Source organism: uncultured Slackia sp., from assembly GCF_934630525.1.
Lineage (GTDB): Bacteria > Actinomycetota > Coriobacteriia > Coriobacteriales > Eggerthellaceae > Slackia.
Genome location: NZ_CAKTVX010000001.1, coordinates 353,652 through 376,590 on the forward strand (window position 1 = coordinate 353,652; position 22,939 = coordinate 376,590).

General features: G+C 56.1%; 18 protein-coding genes. 9 read left to right on the top strand and 9 right to left on the bottom strand.

Annotation, left to right across the window (positions count from 1 at the left end; all coding sequences use genetic code 11):
- Positions 1-14: 14 nt before the first annotated feature.
- Positions 15-683 (bottom strand): pyridoxal 5'-phosphate synthase glutaminase subunit PdxT, encoded by a 669-nt coding sequence (locus Q0D41_RS01640; RefSeq protein WP_294374212.1) that lies wholly within the window; start codon positions 681-683, stop codon positions 15-17.
- 374 nt (positions 684-1,057) lie between these two features.
- A complete protein-coding gene (pdxS, locus tag Q0D41_RS01645) occupies positions 1,058-1,942 on the bottom strand; it encodes a pyridoxal 5'-phosphate synthase lyase subunit PdxS (protein ID WP_294374215.1) in 885 nt (294 codons plus the stop codon).
- A gap of 157 nt (positions 1,943-2,099) precedes the next feature.
- Between pdxS and Q0D41_RS01650 the strand changes: the two genes are divergently transcribed.
- Positions 2,100-3,554 carry a PLP-dependent aminotransferase family protein gene (locus tag Q0D41_RS01650; RefSeq protein ID WP_294374218.1) on the top strand — a complete coding sequence of 485 codons (1,455 nt, stop codon included), beginning with the start codon at positions 2,100-2,102 and terminating at the stop codon, positions 3,552-3,554.
- 73 nt (positions 3,555-3,627) lie between these two features.
- Here the strand turns inward: Q0D41_RS01650 and Q0D41_RS01655 are convergent, their stop codons facing one another.
- The 4 genes from Q0D41_RS01655 to Q0D41_RS01670 all read right to left on the bottom strand — a co-directional run bounded on the left by Q0D41_RS01655 (position 3,628) and on the right by Q0D41_RS01670 (position 8,799).
- Positions 3,628-5,727 carry an FtsX-like permease family protein gene (locus Q0D41_RS01655; RefSeq protein ID WP_294374220.1) on the bottom strand — a complete coding sequence of 700 codons (2,100 nt, stop codon included), beginning with the start codon at positions 5,725-5,727 and terminating at the stop codon, positions 3,628-3,630.
- Positions 5,717-6,493, bottom strand: a complete 777-nt coding sequence (locus Q0D41_RS01660) for an ABC transporter ATP-binding protein (protein ID WP_294374223.1) — start codon at positions 6,491-6,493, stop codon at positions 5,717-5,719. The genes Q0D41_RS01655 and Q0D41_RS01660 overlap by 11 nt, the downstream gene beginning before the upstream one ends.
- Before the next feature lie 68 nt (positions 6,494-6,561).
- Positions 6,562-8,085 carry a HAMP domain-containing sensor histidine kinase gene (locus Q0D41_RS01665; RefSeq protein ID WP_294374225.1) on the bottom strand — a complete coding sequence of 508 codons (1,524 nt, stop codon included), beginning with the start codon at positions 8,083-8,085 and terminating at the stop codon, positions 6,562-6,564.
- Positions 8,086-8,088: 3 nt separating this feature from the next.
- Complete coding sequence (locus Q0D41_RS01670) at positions 8,089-8,799, bottom strand: response regulator transcription factor (protein WP_294374228.1); 711 nt, start codon at positions 8,797-8,799, stop codon at positions 8,089-8,091.
- Between the two features lie 238 nt (positions 8,800-9,037).
- On the opposite strand from Q0D41_RS01670, the gene Q0D41_RS01675 reads away from it, so the two are divergent.
- The 3 genes from Q0D41_RS01675 to sstT all read left to right on the top strand — a co-directional run bounded on the left by Q0D41_RS01675 (position 9,038) and on the right by sstT (position 12,880).
- Positions 9,038-9,892 carry an NAD(P)-dependent oxidoreductase gene (locus tag Q0D41_RS01675; RefSeq protein WP_294374231.1) on the top strand — a complete coding sequence of 285 codons (855 nt, stop codon included), beginning with the start codon at positions 9,038-9,040 and terminating at the stop codon, positions 9,890-9,892.
- 18 nt (positions 9,893-9,910) lie between these two features.
- On the top strand, positions 9,911-11,248 hold the full coding sequence (locus tag Q0D41_RS01680; RefSeq protein WP_294374234.1) for a dicarboxylate/amino acid:cation symporter: 1,338 nt from the start codon (positions 9,911-9,913) through the stop codon (positions 11,246-11,248).
- A 378-nt stretch (positions 11,249-11,626) separates the two neighbouring features.
- Complete coding sequence (sstT, locus tag Q0D41_RS01685; RefSeq protein WP_294374237.1) at positions 11,627-12,880, top strand: serine/threonine transporter SstT; 1,254 nt, start codon at positions 11,627-11,629, stop codon at positions 12,878-12,880.
- 468 nt (positions 12,881-13,348) lie between these two features.
- Here the strand turns inward: sstT and Q0D41_RS01690 are convergent, their stop codons facing one another.
- The 3 genes from Q0D41_RS01690 to Q0D41_RS01700 form a co-directional block, all read right to left on the bottom strand.
- Positions 13,349-14,407 carry a branched-chain amino acid aminotransferase gene (locus Q0D41_RS01690; RefSeq protein WP_294374241.1) on the bottom strand — a complete coding sequence of 353 codons (1,059 nt, stop codon included), beginning with the start codon at positions 14,405-14,407 and terminating at the stop codon, positions 13,349-13,351.
- Positions 14,408-15,380: 973 nt separating this feature from the next.
- Entirely contained in the window at positions 15,381-16,136 is a 756-nt protein-coding gene (locus Q0D41_RS01695) for a DUF364 domain-containing protein (protein WP_294374244.1), read from the bottom strand.
- 392 nt (positions 16,137-16,528) lie between these two features.
- On the bottom strand, positions 16,529-18,124 hold the full coding sequence (locus Q0D41_RS01700; RefSeq protein WP_294374246.1) for an FAD-binding protein: 1,596 nt from the start codon (positions 18,122-18,124) through the stop codon (positions 16,529-16,531).
- 184 nt (positions 18,125-18,308) lie between these two features.
- Between Q0D41_RS01700 and Q0D41_RS01705 the strand changes: the two genes are divergently transcribed.
- The 5 genes from Q0D41_RS01705 (at position 18,309) to Q0D41_RS01725 (ending at position 22,932) form a co-directional block, all read left to right on the top strand.
- Positions 18,309-18,491, top strand: coding sequence for a hypothetical protein (locus Q0D41_RS01705; protein ID WP_294374248.1), 183 nt, complete (start codon positions 18,309-18,311; stop codon positions 18,489-18,491).
- 163 nt (positions 18,492-18,654) lie between these two features.
- The gene (locus tag Q0D41_RS01710) at positions 18,655-19,863 is read left to right on the top strand and encodes a helix-turn-helix transcriptional regulator (RefSeq protein WP_294374251.1); all 1,209 of its coding nucleotides are present in this window, start codon (positions 18,655-18,657) and stop codon (positions 19,861-19,863) included.
- 210 nt (positions 19,864-20,073) lie between these two features.
- Positions 20,074-21,951 carry an MFS transporter gene (locus Q0D41_RS01715; protein ID WP_294374254.1) on the top strand — a complete coding sequence of 626 codons (1,878 nt, stop codon included), beginning with the start codon at positions 20,074-20,076 and terminating at the stop codon, positions 21,949-21,951.
- Between the two features lie 443 nt (positions 21,952-22,394).
- A complete protein-coding gene (locus tag Q0D41_RS01720; RefSeq protein ID WP_294374464.1) occupies positions 22,395-22,679 on the top strand; it encodes a helix-turn-helix transcriptional regulator in 285 nt (94 codons plus the stop codon).
- Between the two features lie 34 nt (positions 22,680-22,713).
- Positions 22,714-22,932, top strand: a complete 219-nt coding sequence (locus tag Q0D41_RS01725) for a cation transporter (protein WP_288483984.1) — start codon at positions 22,714-22,716, stop codon at positions 22,930-22,932.
- Positions 22,933-22,939: the final 7 nt, after the last annotated feature.

Consider the following 22,939-nt stretch of genomic DNA (forward strand, 5'->3'; position numbering starts at 1 on the left):
CACGGAGCATATGGCTACTTGCCCTTAACCATATCCAAGAACAGCTGGTGAATGGAATTGTCGGCATCGAGCTCGGGATGGAATGAAAGCGCAAGCTGGTTGCCCTGGCGAACCGCGACGATATCGCCGTTCACGCGAGCAAGCACCTCGACGCCCTCGCCCACTTCTTCGACCAAGGGGCCGCGAATAAATGTCATGGGAACCGCGCCGAGACCCTCGAATTCTTCGATAGCGCGGAAGCTGCCCAACTGGCGACCGTATGCGTTGCGACGAACTTTGATGCTCATGGTGGCGAAATAGGGCGGCGCAGCGGGATCGGGCGTGTTACCGGTCACGTGCAGGGTGGAGCCAGCGACCGATTCTGCGAACGTCGAAAGAGATTTGGCGCCCGTGCCCTTGCCCTGGGATACTTCGTTCGCAAGCAGAATCATGCCAGCGCAGGTCGCAAGCACCGGAATGGCGCCTACGATTCGAGCCTGCAGGTCGTTGAACATGCCAAGTTCGCGGAGCAGTTTACCCTGCACGGTTGATTCGCCGCCGGGAAGCACGATGCCATCGAATTGCTGGTTCAGGTTGCTCGCCTGGCGAAGTTCGACGCATTGCGCGCCCAGCTGCTCAAGCTTATGTTCGTGTTCAATGAAGGCGCCCTGGACGGCCAGAACGCCAATAAGAGGTTTAGCCATATTCGAAACTCCATCTGCGAGTCGCCCATGGAATCGTATGGCAGACGATACCTGAGCTCGCACGAACAGCACGTATGTGCTGTTCGGCTCGTGCGGACGCTGCCATCCAATCCCATGGGCGACTCGCGAATCTCTCCATTTCACGTTTCAATGGATTCCTATAGCGAGAATGGACAACGCGCTCTCGTATTGGGCAGCCGTCGATAGCCGAATGTCGCTTTAGATAATCTACCGAAAGAATCTGAAATAAAAGAAGCTCCTCGAATTGCTGGAGTCGCGTTCTTCCGCACGAGCCGAACAGCACTTAATGTGCTGTTCGTGCGAGCTCAGGCATTGAACGCGAATGCGGCAATTCAAGGGACGGACATCTTGGATTATTTGCCGCGCTCGGCCATAAGCAGGGCGATTTCGCTTTCGTTGATGCCTACCATGGCTTCGCCCAAATCTTCGGAAAGCTCGGCGATGAGTTTTGCATCGGTGTAGTTCGCGACGGCCTTCACGATGGCGGCAGCGCGCTTTGCGGGGTTGCCGCTCTTGAAAATGCCGGAGCCCACGAATACGCCCTCGGCGCCGAGCTGCATCATGAGCGCCGCGTCGGCCGGGGTCGCCACACCGCCTGCAGCGAAGTTGACAACGGGGAGTTTGCCGTTGTCATGCACTTCCTTGAGCAGGGCATACGGAACACCAAGCTGCTTGGCTGCCTCGAAGAGTTCATCTTCGGCCATGCCTGCCACGCGGCGAATCTCGCTCTGCATAGCGCGCATGTGAGTCACGGCCTGAACGACGTCGCCCGTGCCCGGTTCGCCCTTGGTGCGAATCATTGATGCGCTCTCGGCGATACGGCGAAGGGCTTCGCCCAAATCGCGCGCGCCGCACACGAACGGCACGGCGAACTTCGTCTTGTCGATGTGGTACACATCGTCGGCGGGCGAAAGCACCTCAGACTCGTCGATGTAGTCGATGTCAATCGCCTCAAGAATTTGAGCTTCGACGAAATGGCCAATGCGGCACTTCGCCATAACCGGGATGCTTACGGCCTCCTGAATGCCCTTGATCATTTTAGGGTCGCTCATGCGCGACACGCCGCCAGCTGCGCGAATGTCTGCAGGAATGCGCTCCAGGGCCATAACGGCACACGCGCCGGCTTCCTCGGCGATGTGCGCTTGCTCGGGTGTGGTGACGTCCATGATGACGCCGCCCTTGAGCATTTGGGCGAGGTTACGGTTGAGCTGCGAGCGATTTTCGGTAGGTTCAGTCATGATGGCCTTCCTTTCGGGCTTTGTTTGGAATGCCTGAAATCCTATCGAGTTACTGGTATTATTCGTAGCACCACTTTGCATTGTTTTACTAAGGTCAGATTAATGCCAGATTGCTTTAGTTAGCTAAAGTGATAAGGCCAGTTTGAAAGCAGGCGCCATGCTTACCTATGATATGGACCAACGCGGGGAAGAATCTTTGTACGCGTATCTGTACGATTGCATGCGTGCCGACATTGAAAATGGCTCCATCGCGGCAGGCGAAAAACTCCCCTCAAAGCGTAAGCTTGCCGATCATTTGGGAGTGAGCATCGTCACGGTCGAAGGCGCCTATCGCCAGCTCATTGCGGAAGGCTATGTCGAATCGCGTGCACGCCGCGGTTATTTCGCTGCATATATCTCAAGCTCGAATACTCGCGCCCTAACGAAGGAGGGCGGCGTCGCACCCGCGGGTACCTTCATGCCTGATGCATTTGAACATAAAGGCGAAAATGAGCCGGTCTTTTCGCCCTCATACACATTTGATTTGTCGAAAGGCCAGCTTCCCGAAAGCCTTTTCCCGTTAGCTTCGTGGTCAAAGGCGCTACGCGACACGCTTACGCAGGAGCCCGCATCTGCGCTCGTTGGCGAGAGCGACCCTTTGGGGTGCATGGCGCTTCGCGAGGAGATATCGCGATACCTCCGACAGACGCGTGGGCTCGTAGCTCCGCCCGAGAATATCGTGGTGGGTTCAGGTGCGCAAACTCTGTACAACCTTATCGTGCAGCTCATTGGCCGAAACAGAACCGTCGGCGTTGAAGACCCTGGCTATCAAAGGCTTCGCAGGGTGTATGGAGCAAATAATGTGCGCCTTTCCCCTATTCCGCTTGATGCATCGGGTGTGTCGATGGCTTCGGTTCACGCGGCGGGCGTCGACACGCTGCACATCACGCCTTCCCACCAGTTCCCCACGGGTATCGTGACAAGCGTGAGTCGACGTCACGAATTGCTCGGTTGGGCGACCGAGGTGCCTGGCCGCTACATTATTGAAGATGATTACGACTGCGAGTTTCGCCTGGCTGGGCGTCCGATTCCTACGCTTCAGGGAATCGATGCTTCTGAGCGCGTCTTGTATACCAACACGTTTTCAAAAAGCCTCGGCTCGGCTTTTCGCATTGCTTACATGGTGCTACCTGACCATTTAGCTCGCCGTTATCGAGACGAGATGGCGTTCTATTCGTGTACGGTGCCGGCGATTGATCAGCTTGCTCTCGCCCGCTTCATGCAGCGCGGCGAATTCGAGCGGCATGTGAATCGTTTGCGTACCCATGCCCGCGACGTGCGTGATGCCTTCCTCGCCACGCTTAAAGAATCATTGCCGCAAGGTAGCTTTTCTGTCGCGGGACACGATGCTGGCTTGCATTTCGTTCTTGGCTTTCCCGAAATCGATGATGCTCGATTCGCCGAAAGCCTTGCTGATAATTCGGTGCGCATGCCGTCGCTTCGGGAATTCAGTATGAATGAAAACGACGCAACGAACCGCTGTCGTTACGTCGTTCAATACCTTCAATTATCGACGGACCAAGCGCGAAGTGCGGCGCTTGCGATTGCTCGGGCGCACGCATCGGTTCGTTGACGCAAGCTTAAATGAGCCGCGTTCGTGCGCGTTCGCGGAAGGGGATTTCTCCCCTATCCGCTCTCGTGCGCGGCTACGAACGCTTCGGCATGACGATCGCACGGGCGCTGAAGTACGTCACGAGGAAATATGCGCCGTACACTGCAAGGAAGATCGCGGCGGTTGAAAGCGCGGTTGCGCTCAGATTGAAATTGCCGAATACGAGTACGAGGTCTTTCACTGTTTGCATGGCGCAGATCGTATGCGCCATTGCCACGATTAGGGGAAATGCGAAACAAATGAGCACTTGTTTGAAGAGCGCCCCTGAAATCATGCGTTGTGGCGCGCCCAGTTTTGCGAGCAGCTCGTAGCGGCGCGCGTTGTCGTTTGCGTCTGAGAGCTGCTGAATGGCGAGAATCGCCGCGCAGGCCACGACCATGATGAAGCCGATGTACATCGCGAGATAGCTCACAAGCGCGGTGAGGTTGTGGCTCTCGGCCTGCACGCCCGCGACGTTTTGGTACATATACAGGGGCCAGGAGCCTTCTTCCGCATTGTTCCTGTCGCTTAAGGCTTGGCAGAAATCAGCAAATGGTTCCTGCATGCCATCGGCGATGCGTGCGTCGAAAACCGCCATGGCGGGCTCGCCTGTTGCGACGTCGTCGGGAACGACGATCTGAAACGCCCTTGTGCTTATGCTCGTGCACTCAATCGTATCGGTTGCGATCTCGCGCTGCGCCTTTAGCTGCGTGTCGCCAATGGCGATGGTCGGCTGCTTCGCGGCCACGCTTGTTAAATACGGCTGCGTCGTGGCGAAATCTGACCAGAGCAGGCACTCGCCATCGTTGACCTCAATCGGCTCAAGGCCGCACAGTTCACGGGCTGCGTTGAAGTCGGACGCCTTGATAAGGTATGCCTTCTGCTGCGTTGTGTCTTCAGTGATCAGACCCGCGCCAACCGAGTCGAGCAAGTTGAGATCTGTGAGGTCGTGCAGCGTATCGAAAGACACATCGCTTGGGTAGAAGTTGATTTGCGCGGAATCTTCCACCATGCTGTTCCACGAAGGCGCCCCATATTGCTTGGTAAGCTTCGAGAGGCCGACGGCTGCATCGAAGTTCGATTCTTCGACGAATTCGTTGACGAGCGACCGCGTGCCCATGTTGCCGTTTTCGTCATAGACATTCATGGCGTAATAGCTGGTGAACGAGGCATCGCATCGTATGCCGCTTTCGGCATTCTTCTGCATGGCATCGACGATTCCTATGCCGCCGCATACGCTTGTGAGCGCGAGGAACAGCGTCATAGCGATGACCGACATGCTCATGAATGTGGAATTGATGCGCGATGCGAGCTGGCGCAGGAAGAACATGTTCAGTCCGCGCAGGTAGAGCGGTCGTATCATCTGGGCGGCTTTGAGCAGAAATCCCGAAAGCGAGAAGAACAGCAGCACTGTTCCTATGCATACGAGAATCGTTTCTACGAGTAGGTTCGACATGTCGTCGGAAAGAAGCCCCGTGCGAAGCAGCATAGAATACGAGTAACCAATAATGCAGAGCGACGCGATGAACAGGATGAACGAGAGCGGCAAGTTGCGCAAGCGAGGTTTGTCGTTCTTGCGCGATCCTGCGAGCAAATCGATGAGCTTCGATTTGGCAAGGTGTGCGCAATTCCAAAGCATCGATACGGCGAAGATGGCCGCAAAGGCCGCGACGGTCATCGCGAACGCCTTCGTCGAAAACGAGAACGTCACGCCCTCAACCGGCTGTGCCATCATAGAAAGGCACAAGCATGTGAGCGCTTGCGAAAGCGCAACGCCTGCAAGCAGGCCAACCGCAAGTGACGCGGTGCCAACGATGAGCGTTTCGCATGCCGAGATTTTCAGCAAATCGCCCTTCCCCATGCCGAGCGTTAAATACATGCCGAATTCGGCCCTGCGGCGGCGAATAAGGAACGCATTGGCGTAAAGCACTAAAAAGCCCAGCACGATAGCGATAAAGACTGAAACGCCGGCAATAATTTCGGAAAGGAGGTCCACGACGCTTGAGACGTCGGTCGGCAAGCTTTGCACCGCTGAGGAGTCGGCAATGGAGTTGAACGCGTAGAAAACCGCTACGCCCAGCACGAGCGTGAAGAAGTAGACGGCGAAATCGCGCGCCGATTTGCGCACATTCGCGAAGGCGAGCTTAACGAGCATTGGCGGCCTCGCTCTCCATCTGCGTGGTCGCAGCAACGATAGTCTCGAAGAACTGCGTGCGGTTGAGTGCGCCTCGTTGGATTTGGCCATAGAGCGCACCGTCGCGAATGAAGATGATGCGCGAGCACCAGCTTGCCGCGAAGGCGTCGTGGGTCACCATGACTATCGTCGAGCCCATGCGATTGAGCGTTGAGAACGTTTCAAGCAGCTGCTTGGACGATTTCGAATCGAGCGCGCCGGTCGGCTCATCGGCCAATACGAGGCTTGGCTTCGTGATAACCGCGCGCGCCGCTGCGGCGCGCTGTTTTTGCCCACCCGAGATTTGATAGGGGTATTGCTCCAAGATTTCCGCAATGCCGAGCCTCGTCGCGATTTCGTCGACCATGGAAGGTATTTCGTTCGTCGGTTTCTTCTGAATGGTGAGCGCGAGCGAGATATTCTCGCGCACAGTGAGGGTGTCGAGCAGATTCGAATCTTGAAATACAAAGCCGAGCTGGTCGCGGCGGAATTTAGCGAGTTCTCCCCCGCGCATTTTCGTGACGTCTCGTCCGGCGACGCGAATCGATCCCGAGGTCGGGGTATCGATCGTCGAGATGCAGTTGAGCAGCGTTGACTTGCCCGATCCCGAAGGACCCATGATGGCGACGAATTCCCCTGCGTCGACGAAGAAGCTGACTCCCGCGAGCGCGAGGGTTGCCGCCCCCGATTCCTTCCTCGATTTTCCGTATTGCTTTACGACGTTGTCGACTTCAAGCACGTGGCTCATGGCGTTTCCTTCCTTCGGTTTACCTGATAATCCAAAGGTACGAAACGCTTCTTTCGGCGCCCTTGCGCCTACCTTACGTTTGCCTGACTTTCTCGCTTTTCGAGTCGCGGCGGCTCGCTCTGCGGCATTGCGGTGGGTATGCGCATGGTCGCAGTGAATCCTCGTCCAGGCTCGCTTGCGAACGACACGTATCCGCCATGCATGATTGAAATGCGGCTCACGAGCGTGAGTCCCAGGCCATGGGCATCGTAGCTCGCATCGGGCGTTGATGCTTGCGACATGAGGGCGGCCATGCGCGACGTATCGCAGCCGCGTCCGTTGTCGGCGACCGTGATGGCGAGCATGCTTGAAGGTTCGACTTCGAGCGAGAGTGCAATCTTGCACCCTTCGCCATTGTGCCGCATCGCGTTGTCGATGAGATTTCGCACGGCTCGGCGCAACAGGCGCTCATCGGCTTGTATAGTGCATTCTTGCACCGCCGGCGTGTCAAAGAACTCGAGTTCGTATTGCGCGTCGATGCCGGCGTTAAGGTAATCGGCCACAATGCCGCGGGCGAAAGGAACCACCTGAATAGTCTCGATATTCATGGGCTGCGAATCATACTCGAGCTTCGAGACGATATTGAGGTCTTCGACTAAGTCTCGAATGCGTTCGTTTTGGCGAACGATGACTTCGCCTGACTCCCTCACCTCGGCCGGCGCGTTCGTCGCGTTCGCGATGCGCTCGGCATGTCCCATCGAAATGGCGAGAGGCGTGCGCACGTCATGGCTTACGCCTGAAACCCATCGCTTGCGGGCTTCGTCTTTATGCTGGATGATCGCGCTTGCGGCATTCACGCTTTCGGCGATATCGGCCAGGGGCCCCTTCATCTCCATATGCGTTGGTACTCCATGGGCCAAATCGTCAAGGGCTTCCACGGCGGGTGTGATCGCCTTGAGCATGCGCCGCCTTGATAGGCTATACACCATAAAGAAGATGAGCGCGTCGAGATAGATGAGGACTATTCCCAGAACAAGTATTCCGACGAACTCGCGGTTTCCCAGGTATTTGACGGGGAACGCCACGTATTCGTCTGTGGGGTATCCCACGATAATGGTGCCGTCGTCACGGCCTGTCCCAAAGAACGTTGGGTAGTTTTCGAGGTAGAACGTGCGCGCGGCATTTGCGATGTCGTTTTGGGTATAGGTGCGATTCGCGATTTCTGGGGGTGCATTGTGGCTCCAGAGAACCGTGCCGTCATTTCCCACGAGTAGTGCCCACGCGTTCTGCTGATCGAGCCACGAGGCGGTATTGTCGGAAAGCTTATAGGTCGTCGCGCCGTCCTCGTCTTCGATTGCTTCGAGATTGTCGGCAACCTCGAAGGTGGTGCTGTTAGGCGATCCGTCATAATCGGGATTGTTGTAAATCGCGAACTGGAAAACGATATATATCGCGATGTCGACGAAGAACACCAGCATCGTAAGGCCGATGAATAAGAAGGCTTGCTTCGCGAAATACGCAGGCGCAAAGCTTTGACGGCGCGTGCGATTGATGCGCCATTGGGCGGCCGCATCGCGGGTGGGCGTTGGGGCTTTTTTCTTGAAGGCTCCCATGCGCTACCCCTGAACGATGAGTTTGTATCCAAGGCCTTTCGCCGTTACGAGCGATGCGGGATGCGAGGGATCGTCCTCGATTTTCTCTCGAATGCGTCGCACGTGCGTCATGAGCGATTGCCCATAGCCGAAGCTGTCGCCCCAGGCGGCTTCGCACAACGCTTCGCTCGTGACGATGCGGTTCGCATTGCGCGCGAGCGCCGTGAGAATTTCGCGCTCTTTCACGGTGAGCGATACGCGTTCACCGTTTGGGCGAATCGCTTCTGCATTCGACAGGTCAAGCGTGCATGCTGCGAGCTGAAGCGTATCGGGTTGGGCGGGATAGCAGCGACGAAGCACGGCGCATACGCGCAGCACGAGCTCCTGGGGCGAAAAAGGCTTCGGAATGTAGTCGTCGGCGCCCGTGCGCAATCCCGCGAGTCGATCTTCGGTCTCGTTTTTCGCCGTAAGGAACATCACGGGCAATGGCGTGCCTGCGGAAAGCGAGCGCAGGTATTCGCACAGCGTAAAGCCGTCGCCGTCGGGCAGCATGACATCGAGCAGCGCAAGCTGGGGGTTTGTTTCGCGGAATACCGCAAGCGCCTCCATGACCGACCCGGCTTGTGAAATCGCGCAAAACCCCTCAGCGCGAAGCACGTCCACGATCATATGACGAAGTTGGGGCTCGTCATCGACTACCAGAATGCGTTTGTCTCGCAGGCTGTTCTCTACCATAGTGCCCTCCTTTTCACTGTGCATTATTGCACTCGGGGTAAACGTTGAAGGTGCGCGGTCCTCGAAAGTAAGGCAAATGTCAGGTGAGCTCTATATCGAGACGAAGCGAAAAGCTGGTTGGGGATTCGATGCGATTGGGGCATGTCGGCATATCGTACGGAAAATTGCCATCGAAGCGCTTTAGCGTGCAAAAGTGGCGTATACTTTTGCAGTTTCCAAATCATCTGGAAGGATTCCCATGTTCATTGAACCTAAAACGGTCGTATGGATCGCCGGCGCAAGCGGGCGATTAGGTCGCGCCATTGAGCATAAGCTCGATCATTCGCGCTACACCATCATTCCAACCGACATCGAGGTCGACATTACCGATCTCACCACGGTCGTGCAGCATGCCGACACCTATCGCCCCGAAGTCATCATCAACTGCGCTGCCATGGCGCGTAAGGAAGACGCTGAGGCGAACCCCGATTTGGCTTATAAGGTCAATGCGCTCGGCGCGCGCAATTTGGCCATCGCTGCGACGAGTTCTGCCGCAACGCTCGTGCATCTCTCGACTGACGACTTGTTCCCTGGCGTTATCGCCCACCCCATTAACGAGTTCGACAAAACCCTGCCTCCGCATATTTACGGCAAGTCGAAAGAAGCGGGCGAGCGCTTGGTTCGCGAGCTGTGCTCTCGCCATATTATCGTACGCTCAAGCTGGGTATATACGGCCAATGAAGACGATCTTATCGCTCGTCTTCTGAAAGCGTGCCGCGAGGGTCAAACTGTCGAAGTGCCTACGAATCAATACGCAAGCCCCACGTCGGTCGACACATTGGCCGAGTTCATCGTCGCCGCGCTTGAATGCGACGAATTCGGCACGTTCCATGCGGCCGATAAGGGCTTGTGCAGCCGTTTTGAATTCGCGAAGCACGTGTGCGATTTGGCAGGCGTTCCTACCACGACGCTTGTTGGTCGCCAAGATCCCGCCGAGGCCTATCGCATTGAGCTCGATAACCTCATGATGCGCCTTACGGGTGTGTATTCCATGCCTTCGTGGCAAGACGATGTGAAAAACTACCTGGGCGCCCACGGCCTGCTCGCCGAATAGCCCATAGAAAGGTCGACCATGACCAACGAAAACCAAACCGCTGGCAAGAAGCAGCGCAAGCTGGGCCTTACGTCAGTCATTCTTATCGCGCTTGCGCTCGGCATCGTGTGCGGCGTTATTTTCCATTACGTCATTCCTGCGGGAACCGTGCGTGACGACATTTTCGTGAACGGCATCTTCTATGTCGTGGGCCAGGGCTTCATTCGTCTTATGCAAATGCTTGTTGTGCCGCTTGTGTTCTGCTCCATCGTGTGCGGCGCGGCATCTATCGGCGACACGAAGACGCTCGGCACGATTGGCGTGAAAACGCTCATCTTCTATCTGTGCACGACTGCGCTCGCTATTGCTGTCGCTTTATGCATGGGCAACCTGCTCAATCCCGGGCTCGGCGTCGATATGTCCTCCATTCTGGTGAGCGACACCTCGAGCCTCGATAAGGCGCAAAGCAACAATCAGACGGTCGCCGACACGTTGCTCTCGATTATTCCGAAGAACCCCATTAACGCGTTGGCCTCGGGCGATATGCTCGCTGTCATCTTCTTCGCGCTGTTCGTGGGCATTATCATCTCCATCATGGGCCGCAAGGTTGAAACGGTGCACCGCTTCTTTGAACAGTTCAACGACATCATGATGAAGATGACCTCTATCGTCATGTACGTCGCTCCTATCGGCGTGTTCTGCCTGCTTTCTCGCACGTTTGCGAACGTGGGCTTTGAGGCGTTCGTGCCCATGGTGAAATACATGCTTGGCGTGCTGCTCGCGCTTGCGGTGCAGTGCCTCGTCGTGTACATGATTATGCTGTGGCTGCTCGCGCGCGTGAGCCCCATCATGTTCCTGAAGAAGTTCTTCCCCGTTATGGCGTTCGCGTTCTCAACGGCAACCTCGAACGCGACCATCCCTCTCAATATGGAAACGCTCGAGCGCAAAATGGGCGTCGATCGCCGCATTTCTTCGTTCACCATTCCTTTGGGCGCGACCATCAATATGGACGGCACGTCTATCATGCAGGGCGTCGCCGTTGTGTTCACCGCGCAGTTGTTCGGCGTGCCACTGGGTCCTGTTGAATACGCCACGGTTATCGCTACCGCAACGCTTGCCTCTATCGGAACCGCGGGCGTTCCTTCGGTTGGTCTTATCACGCTTTCGATGGTGTTCAATTCGGTCGGTCTGCCGCTCGAAGGTATCGCGCTCATCATGGGCATCGACCGTATTCTCGACATGACGCGCACGGCTGTGAATATTACGGGCGATGCAGTTTGTACTACCGTTGTCGCTAAGCAAGCTGGTCGCATCAATATGGATGTATATAACGACCCCGACGCCGGCAAAGACGTCGATGTGCCTGACGCGGCGTAAGCTTTTTCACGGGCGGCGCGAACGAGCGATTGCGCCGCCCGCTATGTCGGACTCTCGCATAAATCGCGAACCGATTTTATCCAATGCGTCGAGGTCTTCCAAAACTCCCTTGGGCGAAGGAAGCTAGACGTACCGCGCCATCTCTGCGTGCCTGCAATTTTACGGCATGCGTACGCCCCATCTTATTGGCTTCCGCTCGCAGCGCGCATTCCGCCGCATTTCTGGCAATGTGAAAAAGTTGGCGCTTTAGCGCGATGAAGCGGTTACCATTTCGTAATCAACAAAAGGCGCTCGTCGAAGCCCCTCCATCAAAAGAAGGTCGCCACGCGAAGCAGGAGCGGCCCCGACGCGCACCGCACGAGAAGAAAGGAGTTCCCCTTGAAAACCCTGTGGAACAAGTGGAACGATATCAGCCTGATCAAGCGAATCCTCGTATTCCTGATCATTGGCGCTATTCTTGGCGTCATTTTCCCGAACATGGATGGCACTTCGCCCATCGCGGGCATCACCATTCTTGGCAGCCTGTTCGTTGGCGCCCTGAAGGCTGTGGCTCCTATTCTGGTTTTCTTCCTGGTTATTGCCGCCTTGGCGAATGCCCATGCCGATGGATCGATGAAGACCATCATCATTATGTATGTGTTCGGCACGTTCATCTCGGCGCTGGTTGCCGTTATCGCGTCTCAGCTGTTCCCCATCGAGCTTACCCTTTCGGGCGTTGAGGCTGCCGAGAAGGCGGCGCCTTCGGGCATTACCGAGGTTCTTGAGACGCTGCTCATGAATGTTGTCGCGAACCCTGTCGATTCGCTCGCCAACGCTAATTACCTGGGTATTCTTGCATGGGGCATTTTGATTGGCATTGCGTTGCGCGCAGCGACCGAGGCTACCAAGGCTGTTTTCACGAACATCTCCGACGCTATCGCAACGGTCGTGCGTTGGATCATCAGCTTCGCTCCGTTCGGTATTTTCGGCTTGGTCTACGATGCGGTTTCCACCAACGGCATCGAGATTTTCACCGAGTATGGTTTGCTTTTGGCCGTACTCGTGGGCTGTATGTTCTTCGTCGCGCTTGTCGCCTACCCCATCATGATTGGCGTTATTGCCAAGACGAACCCCTACCCGCTCGTTCTTCGTTGCCTGCGCGAATCTGGCCTTACCGCGTTCTTTACTCGCAGCTCCGCCGCGAACATTCCGGTGAACATGACGCTGTGCCAGAAGCTGCACCTCAACAAAGACACTTACGGCGTTTCCATTCCGCTGGGCGCGACCATCAATATGGGCGGTGCTGCGGTGACCATTACCGTTATGGCGCTCGCCGCGGCTAACACGCTGGGTATTTCGGTCGACATTCCGACTGCGGTTATTCTCTCGGTGCTCGCTGCCGTGTCTGCGTGCGGCGCTTCAGGCGTCGCTGGCGGCTCCCTGCTGCTTATTCCCCTGGCTTGCTCGCTGTTCGGCATTCCGAACGACATCGCGATGCAGGTTGTCGGCGTTGGCTTCATCATCGGCGTTATTCAGGACTCCTGCGAGACTGCCTTGAATTCTGCTTCCGACGTTATGTTTACCGCCGCTTCTGAATTCCGCAATATGGCTAAGGCTGGCCAGACGGTCGATCCCAAGACGTGGGATAAATAAGATTCGCATACGCGCAATCGATTACAGAGCCACCCTACGGGGTGGCTCTTTTCTTGTTGCCTGGTCTTCGCTCTGCCGCATGCTCATTGACGCGTTGCTGAAATATATAAAGCTTCGAGGTCATGAGTGATGGCGTGATTTCGTTTGGCGGTTTAGTGTTTGCGTGACCTTTGCGAGGCAGCGTTTCGAGAATGAAAAGATGCGGGCATTCATCTGGGGCAAACTCGAACGCGCTTACGGATTTCGAATGCAGCCTCTTCCGCCCAGACGATGCGATATTGCATGGCGTCGGTGTTCGTTTTTTCGATTTCGAACTAAACGCCGTCAAGCGAGCGCATAGCGAAGCTCGTAGGGCGAAGCGGTAGCGAGCTGTGTCGAGCGATATCGCGCAGTCTGGGCGGAAGAGGCGGGGATATGAGAAAGCCGCCCCGAAGGGCGGCTTTCAGGCAAGCTTGTCTACGATTCGAGCTAGTCGACGTCGATCTTGCAGACCCAGCCGTGCTTGTCTTCCAGAGCGCCATCTTGAATGCCCGTGAGGGTTTCGCGAAGCTTCTTCATCACGGGACCGATTTCGTCTTTGCCATTCGGGAAGGTGACCTCCTCATTGGCGCCATAGACCTTGTTGTCGATCTGACCGACAGGGGAAATAACGGCGGCGGTTCCGCACAGGCCGCATTCGACGAATGCGCCAGAAGCGACTTCAGCCCACTCGACGAAGCGCTCTTCGACGTTCATGCCGAGGTCTTTGGCGACCTGTACGAGCGAGCGGCGCGTGATGGAGGGCAGAATCGAGTCGGTGTGCGACTTCGGCACAACGAGCGTGCCATCGCCCTTGACGAACAGCACGTTTGCTCCGCCGGTTTCCTCAACATAGGTGCGCGTCTCGGAATCAAGGTACAGGTTCTCGGCATAGCCCTGGCGATGCGCTTCCATGATGGGGCGCAACGACATGGCGTAGTTCAGGCCAGCCTTGATGTTGCCGGTGCCGTGTGGGGCAGCGCGGTCGTATTCAGAAATGCGAATCGTGATTGGCTTCAAGCCGCCCTTGAAGTAAGGCCCGACGGGAGTTACCAAGATGCGGAACTGGTATTCCGGTGCGGGAGCAACGCCGATAACCTCGCCAGAGCCAATCATGAACGGGCGAACATACAGCGTGGCGCCAGAGCCAAACGGCGGGACCCACGCAGCGTTCGCCTTCACAACCTGCTTCACGGCTTCAATGAAACGCTCTTGCGGGAAGCCGGGCATCTCGAGACGCTGGGCGGAGTTGTACATGCGCTCAGCATTCATATCGGGGCGGAAACATACAATGGAGCCATCTTCGGTGGTATATGCCTTGAGGCCCTCGAAGACCTCCTGGCAATAATGAAAAATGCCAGCGCACTCGGAAAGGTGGATTTCATGATCGGCAGTAAGGCCGCCTTCGTCCCATTCGCCGTCTTTCCAATTGGCGACATAGCTATAGTCGGTTTTGCGGTAGCCGAAATCGAGGCTGCCCCAGTCAAGGTCTTTCTTCTCGACTGTCATGGTTGCTCCTTCAACACGTACGTTCAATATGTCTCTACTTTACACCCGCGCACTGTCGCATGCTAAAGTCTTTTGGCTATTGGCGGCTCAATCCATGTAAATGTTAGACGAATTAACATGGTCGAAACAATCGTATATGAAATATGGGTTGCGGGGCGTTTCGGCGAAATTATTCACCATAGGAAACTTTCTTTCGAAAAAGTGTTGACACGGGTTAACTTAGCCTGTATAAACTTACCCGTGGTTAACATCCACCTTGAAAGCGACCGAGACGCTGGGCGGGCACCCCCTTTCCGCTCAGCATATCGGACTCGTAGAAGCCTTCTCTTCCTTCGCTTCTTCAACGATTCGCTAACTCGAGAGGCGGGCGGCGCCACGCGCCCCACCCCCTTGGCGCACTGCCGCCCCGCCCATTCCCCGGATGTTGCCCTTAACTTGTTTATCCGTAAGGCGAATGGCCTCTGCCCCACCCCCTTGGCATGCCATCTCGCCACTCTCCTTAGGGCAATAAGGAGCACTGACAAGGAACGCCGCTCAATTGAGCGGCGTTCCTGCGCTAAGAACCTTGCGGCGCGATTGGGTTGAATTGGCGCGCTTCATCCGCCGGCCGTGTTGGGGCTTTCTGCTTCGGCCGCGATGAAAAATCTCCGTTTCGACCGTGATTGGGTTCTGTGCCCCACCGTGATTCGGGCTCCACTCACAACCGGGGTTGGGGTTCGCTTCCTAACCGCGTGTGGGATCGAACTTGCGATTCATCATGCGGCTCGACATGGGCAATTCTTGTTCAATCGCGCATGGGACCGACGCCTCCAATCGAGCATGGGTCGAGGCTTCCAGCCGCAATACATGCTTCATGTTCAGATGCCGTTCGGCGTTTCATGCTTAAACTGTGCTGGGGCTTTATGCTCTAACCATGCTTCGTGATCGAGCCTTTCTAGCAGGAGGCTCTATGTTTTCTACCACGCTCGGAAATCTAGGCCTCAATCATGAATTTCTTAATTCCCGCGCGCCATTGCGCTTTGCTGCCGCCTTTGACGGCCGCTCGAGCCGCTTTCGCGTCTACGACAACGCTCCCAGCTAAACCGTTCACGCCGCGTTCGAAGAAAACTTGTGCGGGCACGACGCTCGGGCCCAGAACGTACAGCTTCGACTCGCGCGAGAGTTCCAGCAGGCGTGGCATCGTCTTGTTGGTGAGCGATGTTCCCGTTACGAACACGTAGTCTTGCTCGGGCAAGATGTATTCGCATGCGGGGTCGGGCGTATCGGTGGGCGACGTGCAATTGCGCTCAAGTACTGTTACTTGGGCGACTTTGCGCATTTCATCGACGTTCGGAAAATGACCCACGACGGCAACCTTACGGCCCGTATAGCGCCCCTTCAATCGATGGAAGGGGTTGCTCACATCGTCGCTTTCCGCAACGCCCTCGTCGATTGTGCCACCAAGGGACTCAATGGCATCGGGGGTCGCATAATAGGCATTGATAGCCGCGACCCCAAGGCTCGCTTCGAGCCAGTTCCATGATTTGGCCAATGCTGCAAGCGTTTTAAGGTCGACGTCGACGGGACTTTGCTTGAATCGGCCCTTGCCGTCTCCACGCACCGTTTTGGCGAGGCCCATGCCGCAATCGGCCACGATGTAGGTCCAATGCGCGCCAAGACAGTAATCGTGCACGGTGATGCCTGAGGGCATGGCGTCAATTAGTTCATCGTAAAGGGACCAAGCGGACATGAGGGCTCCTATCTTCGTATGTTGCGTTCCTTTAAGGCAAGCGACAGCTGCGTGTGTGGGGGTTCTTGTCGAAAAATGGGGTCGAATGTGGCATTTTTCAACCGTGCTGCTTCCTTCCAAAAAGTACCCACGCATCTGACCTGGGATTTTCGTTAGGTTTCTTCCGATCGTCATTCGAATGATGAAACTATAGCGAACTTGATGCCACATTCGAGGGCATTTTTGAACAAAACCCAGAATTGCATTCGACGCTTAAGCGAATCATGGCCGCCCCGAAGGACGGCCATGATGGAAGGCTAGGTTACGCTTGCCTGAAGCCTGTTCGTTGCGGATTAACCAACTCAAGCGAATTCTTCGCGAGGCCGATGCAGGTTCACCGCGATGCCACAATGCTAGAGCAGGTTCTTCACGATGTGCTTTGCCGCGGTACGGCCGCAGAACAGCGCGTTTGCCTGGCAAGTACCGTTACCATAGACCTCGCCGTCCCAGCCGCTCGTGCAAACGCCAGCAGCGTAGAGGCCAGCGATGGGCTTATAGCGATCGTCGACGACCTGGGCATTTGTATTGATGCGAATGCCGCCCGAGGTGTTCAACATGCCCGAGGAAATGCGGAAGGCATAGAACGGCGCGGTCGCGATGGGCCACATGTTTTCTGCCTCTTTACCCCATTCGGCATCGGTGCCCGTGTTGTACTTCTCGATTTCGTCGGCCAAGTTATCGGCATCGACGCCAATTTTCTTGGCGAGATCGGCGATGGTATCGGCCTTGAAGCACTCGTCGTTGCCAGAGACCGCCTTGTCGACTTCATCCTGCAGGCCATCGATTGCGTTGCCTACAAGCTTGTCGGCGAAGCCCGAGTAATGACGCTGGCAGCCGCCTTCCGCGTATTTCTGAATGCCGTCGGCATCGACGATTGACCATACGCTACCCTGAGTTTCAACAACCTTGCCAGAAACGGCGGTCGAAGAAATGTTCTCGTTCATGAAGCGTAGACCATCCTGGTTCACCCAGAAATTGCTCGGTTGCATGGCGACGCATACGCCAAGGGCGCTGTCATAGCTGAAATCTTTCACGTTATTGAACAGAGAGTCGACCGTGAGGTGATTTGCGCGGCCGTGGGCGGTCTGCTCGGCCATCAGATGGCCGTCGCCGTCTTGGCCCTGGCCCCAGCCAATCGTCTTATCAAGGTCTTGGCTCGTGTACCCGGCGAGCAGGGTCTTGTTCGTGGACATGCCGCCCGTTGCGAGCACGACGGCCTTGGCCTTGTAATCGACGTATTTGCCGTCCTTCGTCTTGGCGCGCACGCCTTCGACCGTGTATTCGTCGGAAAGCAACAGCTGCGTCGCCGGGGTTTCGGTAAGAACCTCGAGGCCGTCTTCCTTTTCAGCAGCGGCAGCGAGCTTCTCGATGGCGATTTTGCCATTGCCGCCCTCGTAGAATGCGGGAGCCTGGCCCTGCTTCGTCCAGCCGATACCGTGGGTGTCGAACAGCCAGCCGAAGTTTTCCTTCGCATCGCGGAACATGCTGTAAAGAAGCATGGGGTCGCTTACGCCATAGCTATCGGCCTGCGCGCCTGCGGCTGCTGCGCGAGCTTCTTCTTCGGTGTATTCAAACGGACGTGCGCCTGCCGGGCATTCAGCCATATTGGTGGAGCCGCCGAGCGAATTGTTCTTTTCGAGAAGCACAACGCTCTTCGCGCCTTCTTCAATTGCGGTGAGCGCGGCAGAAAAACCGCCCATTCCAGAACCGACAACGACGATGTCGACTTCTTTGGTCTCGTCGGCCTGCTTGGTGTCGGCGGTAAGCTCAAAAGAAGCGGATCCGAGGTCGCGGGTTTCACCGGCCGCAGCAGCGCTCGTGGCTTCAGCGCCCTTCGTTTCGCCCGAAGGCGAGCAGCCCGCAAGGCCCGCGAAAGCAGCGCCAGCGGCAACGACTGCGCCTGCGCCGAGGAACGAACGACGCGACATTCCCTTGGTTTCGATACCCATGATGTATCCTCCCTGATGACGTGATTGACAGGCCCCTCGCCTGTCGTCTGGCATGCATCTTGGCATCATCGCTGGAATATTCCATCGATGGGAATTGTCCATTTCCCAAGAAAATAGAAGCAATTCGTATCATCAATTACTGTTGATTTTTTCATCGGATTAAGTAAAAGGCCTGGTAGAAGCCATGGATGATTGCATAGAACGCCAACGTGGGAAAAACGTGCGCTTCGTCGTGATAAAGTACCGTTTACGAAAAGCCGACGCTTGGGAGGGCGGCCTTGGCGCATTCATCGAATCATACGTGCGCGAACAAAGCGTGGTTTCTTGGTTTTGGCCTGTATTGGACATGGGTTTATTTGTCATTTAATTCGGCGACCGTTGTCTCATTTTCCAATGGAGATGAAACGGCCATTACATGGTTGCATATCATTTCGGGCCTCGCGGGGTGCGCGACGTTCGCGGTAGCCATATTCAATCATAACAGGCTTGAGCGTGCCGGACGTTCGATCAATGTCCTTTGGGCTGCGGCCATGGTGTCGGCATTCGGGTCGATGTTCTACGCGACCGAGGTTATTGACAGCGCTGCTGCGTCGCTTATGCTTGGAGCTCTTTTACCGGGGCTTTCGACTCCCCTGCTCGCACTCGGCTGGGGTGTTTTGTTCTGTACACTCGATGCCCGCGAGGCTGCGGGGCTCACCGCCGGATCATTCATGCTTGCGGGCGTGCTGTATGGCCTGATTTCGCTCATTCCCGCTCCCCTTTCGGGCGTGATCGTTGCTTTCTTGCCCCTGCTTTCGGTTTGCATGATGGCGATGTGTCCTAATCGCGGGCCCCATCCATTCACGCTTCGCTCGCATGCGGCAAAAAGCCCCGAGGGCGTCAATGCGTTTCGTGATATTAAAGACTTGCTGTGCGGCCCGTTTTCGTCTCGCGCGCTTGCGGGCATTCTTCTGACCATGGTAGTGAGCGGCGGCCTGCGCACGTATACGGGCGCCGAAGCGCCGGCTGTATACCATGACCCCTTTATTGTGGCGGCATCGACGTTCGCGATTGCGGCCATTTTTCTTGTATACAGTCTCTTTTTGCCCCACACGAGCTTCAAGCTCGGGCCGCTTTATAGAACGGCGGCGCCGCTTTTTGCGCTGGGCGTTGCGGCGCTTACGGTATTCAACGAGCCCGACTCGGCAACAGCGTACTTCGCCGCTTCGGCCGGCTCGATGTTCATCGATATGCTCACATGGGTCTTGCTCATCGAAATCGCCCGTTCCTCGAGGCTTTCGGCGCTTCTGATTTTCGCTGTTGGGCGGTGTGCCATTCATACTGGCATGGCGCTCGGCGAAATTGCCGCGCTCGCATTTCCTTCCATGATGGTGACGTTCTGCGTAAGCTCCATCGTGATACTCATCGTTATTGCGGGCTTCATGTTTTCCGACCGCGACAATGCGCTTGTGTTTGAGCCGGTTGAAGAGGGCGAGCTTGACGTGGAAGCCTGCGAGCCCAATGCGGAAAAACCCGCGCCAACCATGGATGAACGCATTGCCGCAGTCGCCGAGAAGTTCGGCCTCACCGCGCGCGAGACCGAGGTCTTCATGTTGTGGGCCACGGGTCACGGAGCGAAATCGATCGAAGAAAAACTCGTGCTCTCGTCTGCCACGGTGCGCACTCATATTCGGCATATTTACGAGAAACTCGATGTGCATAGCCGTGCAGAATTGATCGAGCTTCTCGAGAGCCGCTAACGCGCCCCTCGCGTGGAGATTCAAGAATAAGAGCCCTCCTGCGAGTTGAAATTCGCTACAATCACTCGCGCAGTGAGCAGTTCACCATGCATTCTGGCGTATATCTCGCCCCGCATTTCACAACGTAAGTCCAGCTGTTGGGCCTTCGGGCTCGCATGTATCCGCAGCAACGCGGCGCCTTTCGTGCGCCCAAATAAGGAGTTTTCTGGTATGCAGGGAAAACAATCGACCATGCTCTTGGCAGTTTTATACGGCGGAGCATTCCTGGCTGGCTTTAATGAGAACCTCGTGAATATGGGCCTTATCGCCATCATGGACGAGTTCGCCATTGACTCAGTTACGGCGCAGTGGCTTGTAACGGGATTCATGATCGCCTCAACGATTGTCGTTATGTGCATGGCGTTCTTCTATCGTCGCATTAAGCTGAGAGCGCTGTTCTTTGCCGCGAGTAGCCTTACTTTGGCTGGCTCGGTTCTAGGCCTCATCTCAACGAATTTCGCCATGCTCTTAGTCGCGCGAATCATTCAAGCGGTGGGTTCGGGTGTGTTCATCCCTCTTATGATGAATACGATTTTGGCCGTGACGCCGAAGAATAAGCTTGGATCGTATCTCTCATTGGGTGGATGCACCATTACGTTTGGCCCTGCCTTCGCCCCTGTTGTATGTGGCGCATTGGTCACGAATCTGGGGTGGCGCTCGATATTTATTGCACCGATTGCGGTTATGGTGCTTCTTGTTGTTTTGGGCTTCATCTATGTGAAAGACCTCGAAAACAGCGAAGCGCATCTTGATGCGCCTTCGGTGGCCCTTTCGGGTGTCACGTTGTTCGCGCTTTCGTTTGGTTTGGCGGAAATCGCGATAGACACGATGCTCGGAGCCGTCTCGCTCGTTGTCGCGGTTGCGGCAGCCGTGGCTTTTGTCGCCCGTCAGCTCGCCTGCCAATATCCGCTTATCGAGCTTTCTCCCATGCGTCGCGTTTCGTTTTGGCCCGCTGCGGTTTTCGCTCTGGTCTCCCTTATGTCAACGTTCTCGATGAGCGTTTTGCTCCCCCTCTATCTTGAAGGCGCATGCGGCATAACGGCATTCATGGCTGGTGTGGTCATGCTCATTCCCGTGCTGTGCAACGCGGTATCGACCCTGGTGAGCGGCCGAATTATGGACAAACGCGGAGGATGGCCCCTTATCCCTCTTGGTTTTGCGAGCGTTGCCGTGGGCTTTGCGCTCATGGCAACGCTCGCCTCGTCGTACTCCATTGTTGCGATGTTTTTCGCGTCGGCTTTGGTGTTCATCGGCGTTGGCATGACGCTTTCTCCTTCTCAAACGGCTGGTTTGCGTACGCTTCCGCCGCGCGAAAACCCCTTCGGCGTTGCCCTTATGACGACATTCACGCAAATCGCCGCGTGTGCAGGTCCTTCGCTCTACATCGGACTTATGTCCTCGTCGGAAAACGCCGTACTGAACTCCGGCGCACTGGAAAACGCCGCTGTTGCCCAGGGTTTTGCCGTTGCCGTATGCTTCGCTGCCGCTTTGGCTCTCGTGTCGGCAATTGGCGCCACTGTCTTCTGCCGAGCCGCGGTAAAACGGGACAACGCTGCCCCCAAACACGTTCAAGCCCAGCAACCCACGGGAATAGCCTTGCTTATGGAAAAGACCCCCTTTGTCGTAAAGGGCACCATGCCTGTTGGGGAAGTCATGCATGAGCTGGTCAATCGCAAAGTAAGCGGCATGCCGGTCGTGAATGACGGCGGTGTCCCAATCGGCTTTATTTCCGACGGCGACATCATGCGGTACCTCTCCGAATGCCATCCGGCGATTACGAGCTCGTATTCGCTCATGGAGGCGGCAAATAGCCAAACGTTCGACGAGAAGCTTAAAGAACTTATCGCGCTTCCTGTTTCGCATATTGCCACGGAACGCGTCGTGAGCATTCCTGAAGACGCAACGCTCCAAGAGGCATGCACGCTTTTGGCGCAGCATAAATTGAAGAAGGTGCCCGTCATGCAGAACGGCGCGATTGTCGGAATGCTGAGTCGATCCGACGTCATTCGCTACGCGATGAACAACGCGCTGGCTGGAATTGAGGAATAGCGCACGCTGGACACGATGCCCCGACACGAGCGTCGAGCCTGTTTCGCGCCCCTGGGAATTGCGCGAACGAGTCTGTTAGACAGGGTGCTTCCTTCCGGCCTCAAAAGCGGGTTGTTCTCCCCGTGCGAGGAACGAGGCCCGAAGGGGGTCAACCGGCCGCCGCTTAGGACGGTTCTCCCCCGTGTAAGGAACTTGGCCCCTCTGCGCGCTCCTCTTCTTGCGGGCGCCTTTTCGCCAAGCGAAGCAAAATACTTGAAATTGTGGCGCTGCCTTTGTTGACAGCGCCGTTCTTATATCTATACTTATGAACAGTTGTTCATATGTTTGTTTGGTCTCATAAAGGAGCAAGCATGGCACAGACTATTGTTGAAGAACCGGCCATTCAAGAACCTCGCCTTTCCTGCAGCTGCGGTTGCGAGCAGGTTCATGAAACGGCCCCCGATATGCCCGACGAAGAGCTGCTTTACGATTTGGCAGACCTCTTCAAGGTTTTCGCCGATACGACGCGAATCAAAATTCTGTATGCCCTTATGGGGCGTGAGCTCTCCGTAAGTGATTTGGCCGAGGTTATCGGCGCCACGCAAAGCGCCGTTTCGCACCAGCTTCGCACGTTGAAGCAGGCCCACCTGGTGAAATTCCAGCGCGATGGCAAAAACGTAATCTACTCGCTTTCCGACGACCACGTATACACGATGATCGCTCAGGGCATGACCCATATTTGCGAATAAGCCTATTAACCCGCATGAGTGAAAGGAACAAGCCATGCGTAAGACGTTTAAGCTCGACGAACTTGATTGCGCGAACTGCGGAGCGAAAATGGAGGCCGCCATCAAGAAAATCGATGGCGTTGTCGATGCCAAAGTGACATTCATGACCCAGAAGCTCGTCGTCGAGGCCGACGATGCGCGCTTCGACGAAATCATGGACGAAGCGCAGGCTATTTGCAGAAAAATCGAACCCGATTGCGAGATCGTGCGATAAATCTCAA